Genomic DNA, 15,271 nt, shown 5'->3' on the forward strand with positions numbered 1-15,271 from the left:
GTTATTCGAACTCCATGATCACGTCATCCACGGCAAGGCTGTCGCCCGGCCCGGCGTTGATCTTGGTCACGACGCCCTGCTTTTCGGCCCGCAGGATATTTTCCATTTTCATCGCCTCCACGGTGCACAGCGCCTGCCCCTCCTGCACCTCGTCGCCTTCAGACACGTTCACCGTGACAATCAGGCCCGGCATCGGACAAAGCAGCATCTTGGATGTATCAGGCGGCAGTTTCTCAGGCATTAACGCGGCCAGTTCGGCCTGACGCGGGCTGCGCACATGCACCTTGAGATCGGCCCCGCGGGTCCGGATGCGGAAGCCGCCCGAAACCTTGCCCACCTTCAGGATCAAGGGTGAACCATCAACCATAAGCTCGGCCAGTTGATCGCCCGGCGTCCAACCACTGGTCACCCGCAGGGTTTGGCCGTCTTCGAAGGTAACGCTCGCCCCTTCCTTGTCGGCCGCAATGGTCACTGCGAATTGTTCACCTTGCAAGCTGACGACCCAATCCTCGCCGACATGGCGCTCGTGGTTGTCCATCCGGCCTGACACGCGCGTGCGGCGTATCTCGGCCACCCGGTGCATCGCGGCACAGCTTGCCGCGATCCGGCGCAAGGTATCCTCGCCCAACGTCACACCCTCGAAGCCCTCGGGATATTGCTCTTCGATAAAGGCGGTGGTCATGTCGCCCTTGATGAAAATCTCGTGGTCCATCACCGCCGCCACGAACGGCAGGTTGTGACCGATACCTTCCACCTCGAAACTGTCCAAGGCCACGCGCATCGCCTCGATGGCCTTCGGACGGTCCGGCCCCCAAGTACAGAGCTTGGCGATCATCGGGTCATAATACATGGAAATCTCGCCGCCTTCATAAACGCCGGTATCGTTGCGCACCGCGGTTTCCCCGGAGGGGGCATCGCCATGCCATGTGCCGTTCACCTGCATCGGACCTGCGGCCACCTCCTGCGGCGGGCGATAGCGCGTCAAACGGCCAATCGACGGCAGGAAGTTCCGGTACGGGTCTTCGGCATAAAGCCGGTTTTCAATCGCCCAGCCGTTCAAGGTGATGTCATCCTGGCTCATCGCCAGTTTCTCACCGGCGGCCACGCGGATCATCTGCTCCACAAGGTCGACGCCTGTGATCAACTCGGTCACAGGGTGTTCCACCTGCAAGCGGGTGTTCATTTCGAGAAAGTAAAAGTTCTTGTCGCCGTCGACGATGAATTCCACCGTCCCGGCGCTGGCATAGCCCACCGCCTTGGCAAGCGCGCAGCTTTGCTCGCCCATGGCCTTGCGGGTCGCCTCATCAAGGAAGGGGCTGGGCGCCTCTTCCACCACCTTCTGGTTGCGGCGCTGGATCGAACATTCCCGCTCGCCCAGATAGATGCAGTTGCCGTGCTGATCGGCCAGAACCTGAATTTCGATGTGGCGCGGTTGGGTGACGAATTTCTCGATGAAAATCCGGTCATCGCCAAAGGAATTCGCCGCCTCGTTCTTGGACGATTGGAACCCCTCGCGCGCCTCGTCATCGTTCCAGGCAATCCGCATGCCCTTGCCGCCGCCACCAGCCGAGGCCTTGATCATTACAGGGTAACCGATTTCCTGACTGATCTTGACCGCCTCTTCGGCATCCTCGATCAACCCCATAACCCCCGGAACTGTCGAAACCTCGGCATCCTGTGCAATCTTCTTCGACGTGATCTTGTCGCCCATGCTTTCGATCGCCCCTTTGGGCGGCCCGATAAAGGCGACGCCCTCGGCTTCGAGCGCCTCGGCGAATTTGGGATTTTCCGACAAGAAGCCATAGCCGGGATGCACCGCTTCGGCGCCCGTCTGGCGAATGGCCTCCATCACCTTGTCGATTACGATATAGGATTCATTGGCGGGCGGTGGACCGATATGCACGGCCTCATCGGCCATCTGCACATGCAGGGCCTGCGCATCGGCGTCCGAATAAATGGCCACGGTCTGAATACCCATCTTACGGGCGGTCTTGATCACCCGGCAGGCAATCTCGCCACGGTTGGCGATCAGGATCTTCTTGAACATACTACGTCCCCTCTTTCGGTTCTTGGCCTGGCGCATGCGCGCGCCGGCATGACATGAAAAAACCACCGGCGCGGGCGGCGCCGATGGTCCGATAGCTTGACTTGCACGCCGGGCGACGGCGCGATGTGAATTCAGTTACAACGGTCCGGGTAGGCTTGGCAGTAGGCCACGTTGCCCGCAGCCCCGACAACCGCACCGGCGGCAAGGCTGCCGTCCAGCACCGCAGCGGTGCCCACGCCCGCGCCCGCGCCGAAAAGCGCCTGCTCGGGAACCGAGTCGCCGCAGGCCGCGAGGCCCAGAATGCTACTGAGGGCCATACCCTTGAGAACATGTGATTGCATTGGTCTGTGCCTTTCGATGAATGGGACGGTATCGTCGCCACACTCAACCCCAAAGCCGCCCTGTTATCCAAGTCACAGCTTCGAGATAACGGTGAATGCGCAAGCCTCCGCTCATCACCGCAAGCCTTTGACCCGCAAGAAAAAAGAGGCGGCCTGCGCCAAATTGCACAGGACCGCCTCCAAGGGGAAGGGTAACGGATCAGACTTTGCGTCTTGGCCCATTGGGGGGGGGCCACCACTACGGTTTCGACATTGGCCGAGGCCTCGTCCCCCGCCAAGCCGACAGGCATATCAAAATCCATTTCGGCTGCATTTTGCGCAAAAGTGCACCCCATGGGCAAAAAGGTGCCATTTTGGCCCGGATATACCCTCAGTCCTCTCACTCCCAGCCCTCATCGTCTTCGAAAGCTTCAGGAAAAGACGCCCGCGCGACGGGCAGATCGAGAATCAACAACGCGTCGTAACTGGCCGGATCGAAAGGATCCTCGGCCGGTTTCACTTCGCGACCGAAAAGCCAGCTCAGCCGCCCGGCATCCAGATTGCCGCGCTCGAAGGGCTCATCGCCGAAATGCTCCCAAAGCGCCTGCACGAACCCCGCATCGGCCCGACGATCAGCGGCCTTGCGATCACGAAAGCGCTCCCGCCGGGTGATCGGCGTGGCCCCCTTGGGGTTGGCGCGGCGAATGGTGAACTGGTAATCCGTTCCGGGAAGGCGCCCGGGAAACCCACGATGCTTCAGCATGACGCGCCCTCCGGAAAACAAGGGCGCTGCGTGGCTGTCAGGACGGGCGCTATGGCCCGTCCTGCATAATCCACAGGTGGATTACTTGTACTTGCCGGTGTAGGTCGGCTCGGTCGAGATGGGCTCGGGCTCAACCACGACGAATTCTTCTTCGGCCGACTGTTGGGCGCAGGCCGCCACGAAGGCAACCAGACCAATGGCCAAAACGCTCTTGATGCTGTTCGACATATTTGTCTCCTGTCTGTAAACGCGGGCAAACGCAGCGAAAATCGCCCCGCCGACCCTACTTGCGAGGTATGGGTTACTTGGGTGCAACCACTTTTCATCATATCCGACTCGCGGTCAATTGCATACTTTAGGCAGGCAAACGCCCGCGTATGTGGCCGCAAAGCCTCAACCATTGAGGTATTCTCACGGCATTCCGCAACATCTTGTGGCTGCATCAAAACATCTCCCAGATACAGCCGCCCTGATCCAATCGGTAGGCTTCGAAAACCTGCGTGACATCAGGATTGATCACACCGAATTCCGACTCACGATCTGCAATTGAAATGACAATCTGGCGCGGCTGCGGCCCGATATTCGACAGCCGCGGCACGGCGTAGCTGTTACAAAGGTATTCCAGATCGGTCATCGTGGTCTCAAAATCCTCTTGCCCGGTCAGATCAGGCGCGACAAAGCGAAAGCGGTAGACAAGCCCGTTTCCGGGTTCGTTCCAAAGCATCTCCTGCAACTGCGCCGTCAGTCCCGAGGGCAGAACAAGGCGCTCCTCCTTCGCCTCGTCCTGCTGGGCCGCCGCAACACTGGCCCAGAGGGTCAGGGCGGCGAATAAGAGCCTGAAACGCACCACAGATCACTCCCCTCTTACAGCGGGATGTTGTCGTGCTTTTTCCAGGGCATCTTGCGCTTCTTGTTGCGCAGTGCGGCAAAGGCGCGACTGACACGCTTGCGGGTGCTGCGTGGCTGGATCACCTCGTCGATGAACCCGCGCTCGGCGGCAACAAAGGGATTGGCAAAGCGATCCTCGTAATCCTGCGTCCGCTTGGCGATTTTCTCCTCGTCGCCCAGCTCCGAACGATACAGAATCTCGGTCGCCCCCTTGGCGCCCATCACGGCGACCTCCGAGGTGGGCCAGGCATAGTTGATGTCGCCACGCAAATGCTTGGACGACATCACCACATAGGCCCCGCCATAGGCCTTGCGGGTGATCACCGTCACCTTCGGCACGGTCGCCTCGCCATAGGCAAAGAGCAACTTCGCCCCGTGCTTGATCACGCCGTCATGCTCCTGCCCCGTCCCGGGCAGGAAGCCGGGCACGTCAACAAAGGTCAGGATCGGAATTTCATAGCAATCGCAGAACCGCACAAAGCGCGCCGCCTTGCGGCTGCTGTCAATGTCCAGACATCCGGCCAGCACCATCGGCTGGTTGGCCACGACCCCCACGGTCCGGCCCTCAAGGCGGATGAAACCGGTGACGATATTCTTGGCGAAATCCTCCTGAATTTCATAGAAATCGCCTTCGTCCGCGACCTTGGTGATCAACTCCTTCATGTCATAGGGCATGTTGGGATTGGCCGGCACGATGGTATCAAGGCTGGGCTCGGCGCGGTCAACGTCATCAAAGAACGGACGCACCGGCACCGATTCCTTGTTGTTGAGCGGCAGGAAATCGACAAGGCGGCGCACCTCGGCCATGGCCTCCACGTCGTTCTCGAAGGCGCCATCGGCGACCGAACTTTTCTTGGTATGGGTCGAGGCCCCGCCGAGCTCCTCCGCCGTCACCTGTTCATTCGTCACGGTTTTCACCACATCCGGGCCCGTCACGAACATGTAGGAGCTATCGCGCACCATGAAGATAAAGTCGGTCATCGCCGGGGAATAGACCGCGCCCCCCGCGCAAGGGCCGGTGATCACGCTGATCTGCGGCACCACGCCCGAGGCTTCGATGTTGCGCTGAAAGACCTCGCCGTAACCGGCAAGGCTGTCCACGCCTTCCTGAATACGGGCGCCGCCCGAGTCGTTGATGCCGATGACAGGCGCGCCGTTCTGCATCGCCATATCCATGATCTTGCAGATTTTCATCGCATGGGTGGCCGAAACCGAGCCCCCCAGAACCGTGAAATCCTGGCTGAAAACATAGACCTGACGACCGTTGATCGTGCCCCAGCCGGTCACGACGCCATCACCGTAGGGCCGGTTCTCCTCCATCCCGAAATCGGTGCAGCGATGCGCGACGAACATGTCGAACTCTTCAAAGCTGCCTTCGTCCAGCAACAGGTCGATACGTTCACGCGCCGTTAACTTGCCTTTGGAATGCTGGCCTTCGATCCGGCGCTCTCCACCGCCCAAGCGGGCCTCGGTGCGGCGCCCTTCGAGTTCTTGAAGAATATCTTTCATGACGGTCCCCTTGCGATTTTGCAGGGACCATAAGGAAAACAAGGTCTGGCACAAAGACATTTCCGGCAAATTTGCAAAGAGGTGCAAACCTGTATCTGCATATCTGAATAACTGCAAAATTGAACGAATCTGTGCAGTTCGCCACAGACCCCTGTGCATGGACAAAACGGATAGGCGGGCCTAACGCTGGATTATGAGTGATCGCCCCATCATACGTTTTCTGGATCGCAGCACCCCGCCGCATATCCTGACGCTGATTTTGCTGGCCGGAATCTCGGCCCTGGCGATGAACATCTTCCTGCCCTCGCTGCCGGGGATGACGGCCTATTTCGAAACCGAGTATCGGTTGATCCAACTCTCCGTGGCGCTCTATCTCGCCGTGAACGCGGGCCTTCAGATCGTCATGGGGCCGATCTCGGACAAGCTGGGCCGCAGGCCGGTGATCCTTGGGGGGCTGGGCATCTTCCTGATTGCCACGCTGGGATGCATCTTCGCGCCCAACATCCTGATTTTCCTGACATTCCGCATGATCCAGGCCACCGTGGTCGTGGCCATGGTCCTTAGCCGCGCGGTGGTGCGCGATATGGTCCCCGAGGCCCAGGCCGCAAGCATGATCGGATATGTCACCATGGGCATGGCCGTGGTACCGATGATCGGCCCGGCCATCGGCGGCGTTTTGGACCAAGCCTTTGGATGGAAAGCGAATTTCTGGGCTCTGTTCATATTGGGCGCCGCTGTTTTCTGGCTTACTTGGCGCGATCTCGGGGAGACGGCGCCGAAGTCGGGTCATAGCCTGTCACAGCAGTTTCGCAACTACCCCGAGCTTCTGACCTCGCCGCGGTTCTGGGGCTATTCGCTGGCCGCCGCCCTCGCCTCGGGGGCGTTCTTTGCCTATCTCGGCGGCGCACCCTTCGTCGGGGACCGGGTGTTCGGCCTCGACCCCGCGACGCTGGGTATCTATTTTGGCGCGCCTGCGATCGGTTATTTCGCGGGCAATTTCATCTCGGGGCGCTTTTCGGTCCGGGCCGGTGTCAACCGCATGGTGCTTTGGGGAACCCTTGCCAACGCAAGCGGTATCGGATTGAATCTATTGCTTTTTTACGCGGGCCTCGGCACACCTCTGACCTTCTTCGGCCTGATGACCATGATGGGGCTGGGCAATGGAATGCTGATCCCAAACGCCACCGCCGGTGCCCTGTCGGTCCGCCCGCACCTGGCCGGGACGGCCAGCGGGTTGTCGGGGGCGATGATGATTGGCGGGGGCGCGGCCCTTTCGGCACTGGCCGGGGCCCTGCTGGGGCCGGAAACGGGGGCCTTCCCGCTTTTGTGGATCATGCTGTGCACCGCGATCGGGGCGATTGCCGCCATCGGGCTGGTCATCTGGCGGGAACGCAGCCTGACCATGGCATAAAACGTACGAGTCGTACGTTTGACCCCCTGTTTTCGTACAAAAATCATCACCCTGTCCGCTCCTTTCGTACGAGTCGTACGAAACGCGCCAGAATCCCCTTTACGCCTGATCCGCAAATTTGCAAAACATCATTGCAACACGGCAAATCTGCAAACCATCCAAGCGGGGGATCGCCACCATGCCAACCCAGAAACTCTATGCCGGGGCCAAACTGCGCGAGACACGGCAAAGGCTGGGACTCACGCAAAAGGATTTCGCCAGCAAGCTGGGCGTTTCGCTGCCCTATCTCAACCAGATGGAGAACAACAACCGGCCCGTCAGCACCACCGTGGTTTTGGCCCTCGCGCAGGAGTTCGGATTCGACGTCACCGAACTTTCCACCGGCGATGCCGAGCGCATGGTCAGCGATATGCGCGAGGCGCTGGCCGACCCGGTTTTCGCCGATGATCCGCCGCCGCTGTCGGACCTGCGCCTGACGGCCTCGAACGCCCCGGCCCTTGCCCGCGCCTTTCTGGAGCTGCACCGCACCTACCGGCAAACCCACGAGCGGCTGGCCAGCCTTGACGAGGCCCTTGGCCGCGAAGATGCCCGCACCCAGCCCAGCCCATGGGACGAGGTGCGCGATTTCTTCCACTATTGCGACAACTACATCGACGCGGTCGACCATGCCGCCGAACGCTTTGCCCAACCCACCGGCGCGCAACGCGGCGTGCGCGACATCGCCCAAGACCGCCTGTCGGACATGGGCATAAGCGTCAGCCTTGCCGACACAGGAAAGCTGCGCCACTTCGACCGCGACAGTGGCACGCTTTATCTTTCGTCCCGGGCCGAGCCGGAAACCCGCACCTTCCAGATGCTTTTGCAGGTGGCGCTGCTGACGCAAGACAAGCTGATCGAAGCCACGCTCGATCTGGCGCGGTTCCAATCCGAGGCCGCCCGCGCCATCGCCAAGATGGGGCTGGCCAATTACTTTGCCGGTGCGGCCCTCATGCCCTATGGCATGTTCCTTGAGGCGGCACAGGAAACGCGCCACGATCTGGAAATCCTTGCCAATCGGTTCGGGGCCTCCATCGAACAGGTCTGTCACCGGCTAAGCACCCTGCAACGCCCCGGCGCCAAGGGCGTGCCGTTTTTCTTTGTCCGGGTCGATCAGGCGGGCACCATCACCAAGCGCCACAGCGCCACGCGCCTGCAATTCGCCCGTTTCGGGGGGGCCTGCCCGCTGTGGAACGTGCACCGCGCCTTTGAAACCCCCGGCCGCTTCCTGCGCCAACTGGCCGAAACGCCGGATGGCGTGCGCTATATCAGCCTTGCACGGGATGTCAGCAAACCGGGCGGCAGTTTCGGTGCGCCGGTGCGCCGTTTCGCCATCGCCCTTGGCTGCGAGGTGAAACATTCCGACGCCTTGGTCTATGCCGACGATCTGGACCTGACCAATGCCCGCGCGTTTGAGCCCATCGGCATCTCCTGCCGGATTTGCGAGCGCACCGATTGCCATCAACGCTCGGTCCCGCCGCTGGAACGGCAATTGCAGGTCACCCCGGATGAGCGCGACGTGCTGCCCTATCGCGTTGGCTGACCGATGCTCTGGCGATTGGCATTGCTCATCGGGCTATTGACCGGGGGCGCTTGGCTGTCTCTGGGGGCGATTGAACGCGCGATCATCTATCCCTTTGACGCAACACGCGTGCCCCCCGCCACCGCCGGTGCGCCGAACATGCAAGAGGTGGAGCGCGCGGGCCTCATCACATGGCAAGCCGCCGCGAATCCGGGCCATCCCACCATCTTCTACCTGCACGGCAACGCCGGGAATCTTGCGGATCGCACGGGGCGGTTTTCGCGGTTCATGGCGCGCGGCTATGGCGTGATCGCGCCAGCCTATCCCGGCTCCTCAGGAAGTGCGGGCAGCCCTTCGCAGGAGGGTATCTCACAAGCGATCCGGGACATCTGGCACGACCTGCCGCGCGATGCGCGCGTGGTGATCTATGGCGAAAGCCTTGGCACCGGCGTGGCGATGCAGCTTTTGGGATCGGTCGTGACCGACGCGGAAAAGGGCCTTGCGCCCGCCGGCGTGATCCTTGAGGCGCCCTTTACCTCGGTCCGCGATGTGGCCTCGGCGCTTTACCCCGGGATTGAGCCGCTGCTCGACCATCTGACGCAGGAATGGGACAGCATGGCATGGGCCGCAAACCTGACCATGCCGCTTTTGGTGGTCCACGGGCAGAACGACAAGATGATCCCGCCCGCACAGGGCCGCGCGCTGTTCAACGCCGCCCCGAGCGCCGACAAACGTTTCCTCCACGTGCCCGGCGCAGGCCACACCGACCTGTGGCGCAGCGATACCTTGCCGGTATTCTGGAACTTCATTGATCGCATCAAGTAACTTATATATTGCATTGATATTAAAAGCAAAAAGGCGACGCATTGCGCCGCCTTTCCAACAGGTCCTTCCGGCCCTTACGCCTTGAGCATCTGGTACAGTTCATCCTTCAGCGCACTGCGCTTCTTGCGCATGTCTTCCTCGGCGAACTGGCTCATCGGCTCAACGTTGGTTTCGGCCCGGTGCACGGCACGGTTTACCTCGTGGTAATCCTCGGCCAGCTTGGCGAAATGCGGGTCCGAGGATTTCATCTCGGTGATCTTGTCGGCCAGCTCGGGGAATTCCTCGTGCAGTTCGTGGGGGGTGTGGGACATGTCGCGCGACTCCTTTGGTTATCGTTGGTCCGACGCAGGCTAGTCATTTGCGGGGCATCGCGGCTTTGATACGGATCAAACGGCGGGCGATTTCGGCGCCCGCCAGCGCGCTTTTTGCGCCTCGACAGCTGATGGGCCGCCTAGCGCTGTGCCACCTGCCAGTCGGGGTTCACCCAAGGCTGCGCGTTCTCGGGCGGCAAGGGGGCGCGGCCAAGGATGTGGTCGCTGGCTTTCTCGCCCACCATGATCGACGGCGCATTCAGGTTGCCGTTGGTGATCCGCGGGAAGATCGAGCTGTCGGCCACGCGCAGGCCCTCCACCCCGATCACCCGCGCATGGCTGTCGACAACGGCCATGGGGTCATCCTTGCTGCCCATCTTGCAGGTGCCGCAGGGGTGATAGGCGCTTTCGGCATGTTCGCGGATGAAATCGTCGATCTCGTCATCGCTCTGCACATCGGCGCCGGGTTGAATCTCGTGGCTGAGGTAGGGTTTGAAGGCCGCCTGCGCGATGATCTCGCGCGTGAGACGGATGCATTTGCGGAACTCCTGCCAGTCGCTCTTTTCGCTCATGTAGTTGAAGCGGATCACCGGATCGTCGCCGGGGTCAGAACTGCGCAGGGTGATCGAGCCGCGCGATTTGCTGCGCATCGGCCCGACATGCGCCTGAAAGCCATGGCCTTCGGCGGCAGCCTTGCCGTCATAGCGCACGGCAATGGGCAGGAAGTGGAACTGGATGTCGGGGTAATCGACGCCTGCCTCCGAGCGGATGAAGCCACAGGATTCGAACTGGTTCGAGGCGCCCGGGCCGCTGCGGGTGAAAAGCCATTGCGCCCCCACCCAGGCCTTGCCGAAAAGGTTCCAGTACTTATACAGGCTCACCGGCTGACTGGCGGCCATTTGCACGTAGACCTCAAGATGGTCTTGCAGGTTCGCGCCAACGCCGGGGCGGTCGGCCTGAACGGTGATGCCGTGATCCGAAAGATGCGCGGCGGGACCAATGCCCGACAGCATCAAGAGCTTGGGCGAGTTGATCGAGGAGGCCGCGAGGATCACCTCGGCGCGCGCGCGGATGACCTCGGTGCGGCCTTTCACCTGCGCCTCGACGCCCACGGCGCGGCCCTCTTCAATCACCACCCGCTGCACGTAACAGCGCAGCAGATCGCAGTTTTCACGCGCCAGCGCGGGCTTGAGATAGGCATTGGCCGCCGACCAGCGTTGCCCTTTGTGGACGGTCATGTCGAAGGGGCCGAAGCCCTCTTGCTGTTCGCCGTTGTAGTCCTTGGTGATGGGATAGCCCGCCTGCCCGCCTGCCTCGATAAAGGCACGGGTCAGCGGGTTTTTCATCGGGCCGCGCGTGACATGCAACGGCCCGTCCGTGCCGCGCCACGAGGCATCACCGCCATGGCCGCCGTCATGCCAGCATTCCTGCCGCTTGAAATAGGGCAGCACATCGGCATAGCCCCAGCCCTCGGCCCCGCTATCGCGCCAATGGTCATAGTCATGCGCATGGCCGCGCACATAGGCCATCCCGTTGATCGAGCTGGAGCCGCCGATGACCTTGCCGCGCGGACAGGCCAAACGCCGCCCGCCCAAATGCGGCTCGGGCTCGCTTTGATAGCCCCAGTCATAGCGGCGCATGTTCATTGGATAGCTCAATGCACCGGGCATCTGGATGAACGGCCCGGCATCGGTGCCGCCATGTTCCAGAACCAGCACGCTGTGCCCGGCCTCGGACAGGCGATAGGCCATGGCGCAGCCCGCGCTGCCCGCGCCCACGATGATGTAATCGGCTTCCATTGTCCCGTTCCTCCGGAGTTAACGCGTCAGAAGGGGGCCTCGGTCTCGCCCATGCGGACGTAGACGGATTTCACCTGTGAATAATGGGCGATCGCCTCTTTCGAGTTCTCCCGCCCCACGCCCGAGGCCTTGACCCCGCCAAAGGGCACCTCGACCGGCGCGTCGTTGTAGGAGTTGATAAAGCAACTGCCCGCCTGCAACTGCCCGATCACCCGGTGACCGCGTTGCAGATCGCGGGTATAGACCCCGGCGGACAGGCCATAGGGCGTGGCGTTGGCCCGCGCGATCACCTCGTCCTCGTCCTCGAAATCCAAGACACTCAATACCGGGCCGAAAATCTCTTCGCGGGCGATGGTCATATCGTCGGTAACATCGGCAAACACCGTGGGTTCGATCCAGCATCCCGGCTTGTCGATGCGATTGCCGCCGGTGACCAGACGCGCGCCCTCGGATTTGCCCGCCTCAATGAAGCCCAGCACGATCTGAAGCTGAGCCTCGCTGACCATCGGGCCGAAACTTGTGGCCTCGTCCAGCGGGTCGCCGATCACCGCGTCTTTCAGGCGCTCGGCCATGCGGGCCAGAAACGCCTCCTTGATGGATTTATGCACGAAAACCCGCGTGCCGTTGGAACAAACTTGGCCCGTGGAATAGAAATTGCCCAGGATCGCGCCCGAAATGGCATCTTCGAGGCTGGCGTCGTCAAAGACCACCATGGGGGATTTGCCGCCCAGTTCCATGGTGACATGCTTCATCCCCTCGGCGGCGGCGGCATAAACCTTGCGGCCCGTGGGCACAGAGCCGGTGAGCGAGACCTTGGCAATCCGCGGATCGGTGACGAGGGGCGCACCGACACCGCCCTTGCCTTGGACCACGTTGAACAAGCCTGCCGGGGCGCCCGCCTCCATCAAAATCTCGGCGACCTTGAGCGCGGAAAGCGGCGTGGTTTCCGAAGGTTTGAACACCATGGCATTGCCACAGGCCAAGGCCGGGGCGGCCTTCCAACAGGCGATTTGCGTGGGGTAATTCCACGCGCCGATCCCGGCGCAGACGCCCAAGGGCTCGCGGATGGTATAGGCCCAGTCACCGCCCGGAAGCGGGATATGCTCCCCCGTCAAGGACGCCGCCAGCCCGCCGAAATATTCAAGCGCATCCGCCCCGCTGGTGGCATCGGCGACGCTGGTTTCCTGATAGGGTTTGCCGGTGTCCATGGTCTCCAGCACCGACAGGTCATGGTTGCGTTCACGCATGATGTCGGCAGCCCGGCGCAGGACACGGCCCCGCTCCATCCCCGAGAGCTTGGCCCATTCCTTTTGCGCGGCCTCGGCGGCGCTGATCGCGGCGTCCAGCACCTTGGGTGTGGCCTCGTGCAGTTGCGCGATTTTCTCGCCCGTCGCCGGGTAGATCACCGGCAGCGGCGTGCCGGTGTCATCTTCCATGTACTGGCCATTCACGAAATGGCTGGCCTCGGGTTGGGTTGGATAGGTCATGTCGCCTCCGGCGGGAGTATTTGGGGAAAGATGAAGGGGTTATTCACCACGCGGGAAGCGTTGGTTTTCTTCCACATCGTTGAGGTCCATATGGTTGCGCATGTAGCGTTCCGAGGCCTTTTGCAGCGGTTGGTAATCCCACGGATAATAGCCGCCCTGCCGCAGCGCCTCGTAGACGACCCAGCGGCGGGCCTGACTTTCGCGGACCTGCGCGTCGAACTGATCCAGCGACCAGCGGGCATCGGCCATGTCGCTGAAATGCTTGAGGGTCTCGGCATGGGCCGGGTCATCGGCAAGGTTGGTCAATTCCTGAGGGTCGGCGTCGAGATCGAAAAGTTGATCGGGGTCGAGCGCGCAGCGGGTGAATTTCCACTGACCTTCCCGCAAGCAGACGAGCGGCGCATAAGACGCCTCGGCAGCGTATTCCATGGCCACGGGGGCGTCGCGGGTGGTGCCCTGCCCCTGCGGCACGAGGCTTTGGCCTTCGGTCCACGGTGCGACCTCCTCCATCGAGACACCGGCCAGATCACAGAGCGTCGGGCAGACGTCGACGTTGCTGACCGGCTCGGTCACCAGCCCCGGCTCCATCGTGGGCGAGGAAATCATCAGGGGCACGCGGGCCGAACCCTCGTAGAAGGACATCTTGAACCACAGGCCCCGCTCGCCCAGCATGTCGCCGTGATCCGAGACGAAGAGGATGATCGTATCCTCTTCCTGTCTCGTGCCGCGCAGGGCCTCCATCACCTCGCCGATCTTGTCGTCAAGGTAGGAAATATTGGCGAAATAGGCGCGGCGGGAGCGGCGGATATTATCCTCGGTGATGTCGAACGACCGCCAGTCGTTGGCGTCGAAGATGCGCTTGGAATGGGGGTCGTGATCCTCGTACTCCATCGCCGGAACCTCGGGCAGAAGGTGCTCGCAATCCTCGTAGAGGTCCCAGTATTTGCGGCGCGCGACGTAAGGGTCATGCGGGTGGGTGAAACTGACCGTCAGGCACCACGGGCGGTCGTCATGGCCGCGGCCCAGGTCATAGACTTTGCGGGTGGCGTTATAGGCGACCTCGTCGTCGTATTCCATCTGGTTGGATATTTCGGCCACGCCCGCGCCGGTGACCGAGCCCATGTTGTGATACCACCAGTCGATCCGCTCACCGGGTTTGCGGTAATCGGGGGTCCAGCCGAAATCGGCGGGGTAGATATCGGTTGTCAGGCGTTCCTCGAATCCGTGCAGCTGGTCGGGGCCGACGAAATGCATCTTGCCCGAGAGGCAGGTCTGGTAGCCCGCGCGGCGCAGGTGGTGGGCATAGGTGGGGATGTCGGCGCAGAATTCGGCGGCGTTGTCGTAAACGCGGCTGCGCGAGGGCAGCAGGCCGGACATGAAGCTTGCCCGCCCCGGGGCGCAGAGCGGCGAGGCGGTATAGGCGTTGCGGAACCGCGTGGAGCGTTCGGCCAGCGCCTTGAGGTAGGGCGCGTGCAGCCACTCCGCTGGTCCATCGGGGAACAAGGTGCCGTTGAGCTGATCCACCATGAAGATGAGGATATTGGGGCGCTTTGTCATGCTGTGCTGTCCTGTGCCAATGAGGTGTCGAGATAGTGAAGAAGAACGTCGATAGCGGCCTCGGGGGCGATGCCGCCCTCGCCCAGTGCCTGCCGGATATAAAGCCCGTCGATCATCGCCGCCGTGCCGCGCGTGAGGGTCCGGGCGCGGGCGGGGGCGATTTGGCGAAAGGCATGGTGCAGGTTCGACCGCAACCGCCGCTGGTAGATATGCAGCAAGCGCCGGGATGCCTCGGAGCGTTGCGCCTGCACGTAGAAATTCAGCCATGCCGAAACCATCTCGGGGCGGAATTGCGCGGGGGTGAAACTGGCGCGGATCACCGCCTCGACCCGATCACGCGGGGATTTCGCCATGCTGAGCGCGCCGCGCACCTCGGCGCCGTAGAGGCCGAGGATATGGCGCATGGCGGCGGCGAAAATCTGTTCTTTCGAGCCGAAATAGTGATGCGCGAGCGCCGAGGACATCCCCGCCCGCTTGGCGATCTGGCTGACGGTCACATCCAGCGTGCCGCGCACCCCAATCTCGTGAATCGTGGCCTCCAGCAGCGCCGAACGGCGTATCGGTTCCATCCCAAGCTTTGGCATCGTGGCGTCCTACGTACTTGCAAGACGTGGGTAAATGCGTTTAATTGACTCGTCAATCAATAAAAAACAGGACTGAACTTTCGAAGGAAAAACAATCTGAACTATCACGTTGCGCTTCATGCGCGCGTCATAATAACGTCGGAAATGTAACAACGGTGTCGCTTCCACGACATGTGGGTGCGACAGGTTGACAACGCCCTGCCCCGCGCGGG

Annotated in this window: 14 protein-coding genes; 3 read left to right on the forward strand and 11 right to left on the reverse strand. The window is 61.9% G+C overall.

The window, feature by feature from the left end; all coding sequences use genetic code 11:
* Nucleotide 1: 1 nt before the first annotated feature.
* From FDP25_RS02395 to FDP25_RS02415, 6 genes are all read right to left on the reverse strand, one after another.
* Entirely contained in the window at nucleotides 2-2,047 is a 2,046-nt protein-coding gene (locus FDP25_RS02395; RefSeq protein WP_154148577.1) for an acetyl-CoA carboxylase biotin carboxylase subunit, read from the reverse strand.
* 131 nt (nucleotides 2,048-2,178) lie between these two features.
* Nucleotides 2,179-2,388: a hypothetical protein gene (locus tag FDP25_RS02400; protein WP_154148579.1), complete on the reverse strand. Its 210-nt coding sequence runs from the start codon at nucleotides 2,386-2,388 to the stop codon at nucleotides 2,179-2,181.
* A gap of 379 nt (nucleotides 2,389-2,767) precedes the next feature.
* Nucleotides 2,768-3,130, reverse strand: a complete 363-nt coding sequence (locus FDP25_RS02405) for a hypothetical protein (protein ID WP_154148581.1) — start codon at nucleotides 3,128-3,130, stop codon at nucleotides 2,768-2,770.
* Between the two features lie 81 nt (nucleotides 3,131-3,211).
* Nucleotides 3,212-3,358: a hypothetical protein gene (locus FDP25_RS17020; RefSeq protein WP_172982732.1), complete on the reverse strand. Its 147-nt coding sequence runs from the start codon at nucleotides 3,356-3,358 to the stop codon at nucleotides 3,212-3,214.
* A 214-nt stretch (nucleotides 3,359-3,572) separates the two neighbouring features.
* Nucleotides 3,573-3,977, reverse strand: a complete 405-nt coding sequence (locus FDP25_RS02410) for a DUF6497 family protein (protein WP_343031938.1) — start codon at nucleotides 3,975-3,977, stop codon at nucleotides 3,573-3,575.
* A gap of 17 nt (nucleotides 3,978-3,994) precedes the next feature.
* On the reverse strand, nucleotides 3,995-5,527 hold the full coding sequence (locus FDP25_RS02415; RefSeq protein WP_154148583.1) for an acyl-CoA carboxylase subunit beta: 1,533 nt from the start codon (nucleotides 5,525-5,527) through the stop codon (nucleotides 3,995-3,997).
* 193 nt (nucleotides 5,528-5,720) lie between these two features.
* Here FDP25_RS02415 and FDP25_RS02420 point away from each other — a divergent pair, with 193 nt between their 5' ends.
* From FDP25_RS02420 to FDP25_RS02430, 3 genes are all read left to right on the forward strand, one after another.
* Nucleotides 5,721-6,938, forward strand: coding sequence for a multidrug effflux MFS transporter (locus FDP25_RS02420; RefSeq protein ID WP_154148585.1), 1,218 nt, complete (start codon nucleotides 5,721-5,723; stop codon nucleotides 6,936-6,938).
* 178 nt (nucleotides 6,939-7,116) lie between these two features.
* Nucleotides 7,117-8,517 (forward strand): helix-turn-helix domain-containing protein, encoded by a 1,401-nt coding sequence (locus FDP25_RS02425; protein ID WP_154148587.1) that lies wholly within the window; start codon nucleotides 7,117-7,119, stop codon nucleotides 8,515-8,517.
* Nucleotides 8,518-8,532: 15 nt separating this feature from the next.
* Complete coding sequence (locus tag FDP25_RS02430; protein ID WP_172982733.1) at nucleotides 8,533-9,321, forward strand: alpha/beta hydrolase; 789 nt, start codon at nucleotides 8,533-8,535, stop codon at nucleotides 9,319-9,321.
* A gap of 74 nt (nucleotides 9,322-9,395) precedes the next feature.
* Here the strand turns inward: FDP25_RS02430 and FDP25_RS02435 are convergent, their stop codons facing one another.
* From FDP25_RS02435 to betI, 5 genes are all read right to left on the reverse strand, one after another.
* Nucleotides 9,396-9,632: an HP1242/YdcH family protein gene (locus FDP25_RS02435; RefSeq protein WP_154148591.1), complete on the reverse strand. Its 237-nt coding sequence runs from the start codon at nucleotides 9,630-9,632 to the stop codon at nucleotides 9,396-9,398.
* A gap of 140 nt (nucleotides 9,633-9,772) precedes the next feature.
* Nucleotides 9,773-11,431, reverse strand: coding sequence for a choline dehydrogenase (gene betA, locus FDP25_RS02440; RefSeq protein ID WP_154148593.1), 1,659 nt, complete (start codon nucleotides 11,429-11,431; stop codon nucleotides 9,773-9,775).
* Between the two features lie 26 nt (nucleotides 11,432-11,457).
* Nucleotides 11,458-12,918, reverse strand: coding sequence for a betaine-aldehyde dehydrogenase (betB, locus tag FDP25_RS02445; protein WP_154148595.1), 1,461 nt, complete (start codon nucleotides 12,916-12,918; stop codon nucleotides 11,458-11,460).
* Between the two features lie 39 nt (nucleotides 12,919-12,957).
* Entirely contained in the window at nucleotides 12,958-14,475 is a 1,518-nt protein-coding gene (gene betC / locus FDP25_RS02450) for a choline-sulfatase (RefSeq protein ID WP_154148597.1), read from the reverse strand.
* Nucleotides 14,472-15,059, reverse strand: a complete 588-nt coding sequence (gene betI / locus FDP25_RS02455) for a transcriptional regulator BetI (RefSeq protein ID WP_172982734.1) — start codon at nucleotides 15,057-15,059, stop codon at nucleotides 14,472-14,474. Before betI ends, betC begins: the two co-directional genes overlap by 4 nt.
* Between the last annotated feature and the right edge of the window lie 212 nt (nucleotides 15,060-15,271).

Source organism: Roseovarius bejariae, from assembly GCF_009669325.1.
Classification (GTDB): Bacteria; Pseudomonadota; Alphaproteobacteria; order Rhodobacterales; family Rhodobacteraceae; genus Roseovarius; species Roseovarius bejariae.

What these genes read in the sequence shown, in the direction of transcription:
- FDP25_RS02415 (WP_154148583.1), bottom strand. Translation starts at nt 5,527, where the DNA reads ATGAAAGATATTCTTCAAGAACTCGAAGGGCGCCGCACCGAGGCCCGC.
- FDP25_RS17020 (WP_172982732.1), bottom strand. Translation starts at nt 3,358, where the DNA reads ATGTCGAACAGCATCAAGAGCGTTTTGGCCATTGGTCTGGTTGCCTTC.
- betA (WP_154148593.1), bottom strand. Translation starts at nt 11,431, where the DNA reads ATGGAAGCCGATTACATCATCGTGGGCGCGGGCAGCGCGGGCTGCGCC.
- FDP25_RS02420 (WP_154148585.1), top strand. Translation starts at nt 5,721, where the DNA reads ATGAGTGATCGCCCCATCATACGTTTTCTGGATCGCAGCACCCCGCCG.
- betB (WP_154148595.1), bottom strand. Translation starts at nt 12,918, where the DNA reads ATGACCTATCCAACCCAACCCGAGGCCAGCCATTTCGTGAATGGCCAG.
- FDP25_RS02435 (WP_154148591.1), bottom strand. Translation starts at nt 9,632, where the DNA reads ATGTCCCACACCCCCCACGAACTGCACGAGGAATTCCCCGAGCTGGCC.
- FDP25_RS02400 (WP_154148579.1), bottom strand. Translation starts at nt 2,388, where the DNA reads ATGCAATCACATGTTCTCAAGGGTATGGCCCTCAGTAGCATTCTGGGC.
- FDP25_RS02405 (WP_154148581.1), bottom strand. Translation starts at nt 3,130, where the DNA reads ATGCTGAAGCATCGTGGGTTTCCCGGGCGCCTTCCCGGAACGGATTAC.
- FDP25_RS02395 (WP_154148577.1), bottom strand. Translation starts at nt 2,047, where the DNA reads ATGTTCAAGAAGATCCTGATCGCCAACCGTGGCGAGATTGCCTGCCGG.
- betI (WP_172982734.1), bottom strand. Translation starts at nt 15,059, where the DNA reads ATGCCAAAGCTTGGGATGGAACCGATACGCCGTTCGGCGCTGCTGGAG.
- betC (WP_154148597.1), bottom strand. Translation starts at nt 14,475, where the DNA reads ATGACAAAGCGCCCCAATATCCTCATCTTCATGGTGGATCAGCTCAAC.
- FDP25_RS02425 (WP_154148587.1), top strand. Translation starts at nt 7,117, where the DNA reads ATGCCAACCCAGAAACTCTATGCCGGGGCCAAACTGCGCGAGACACGG.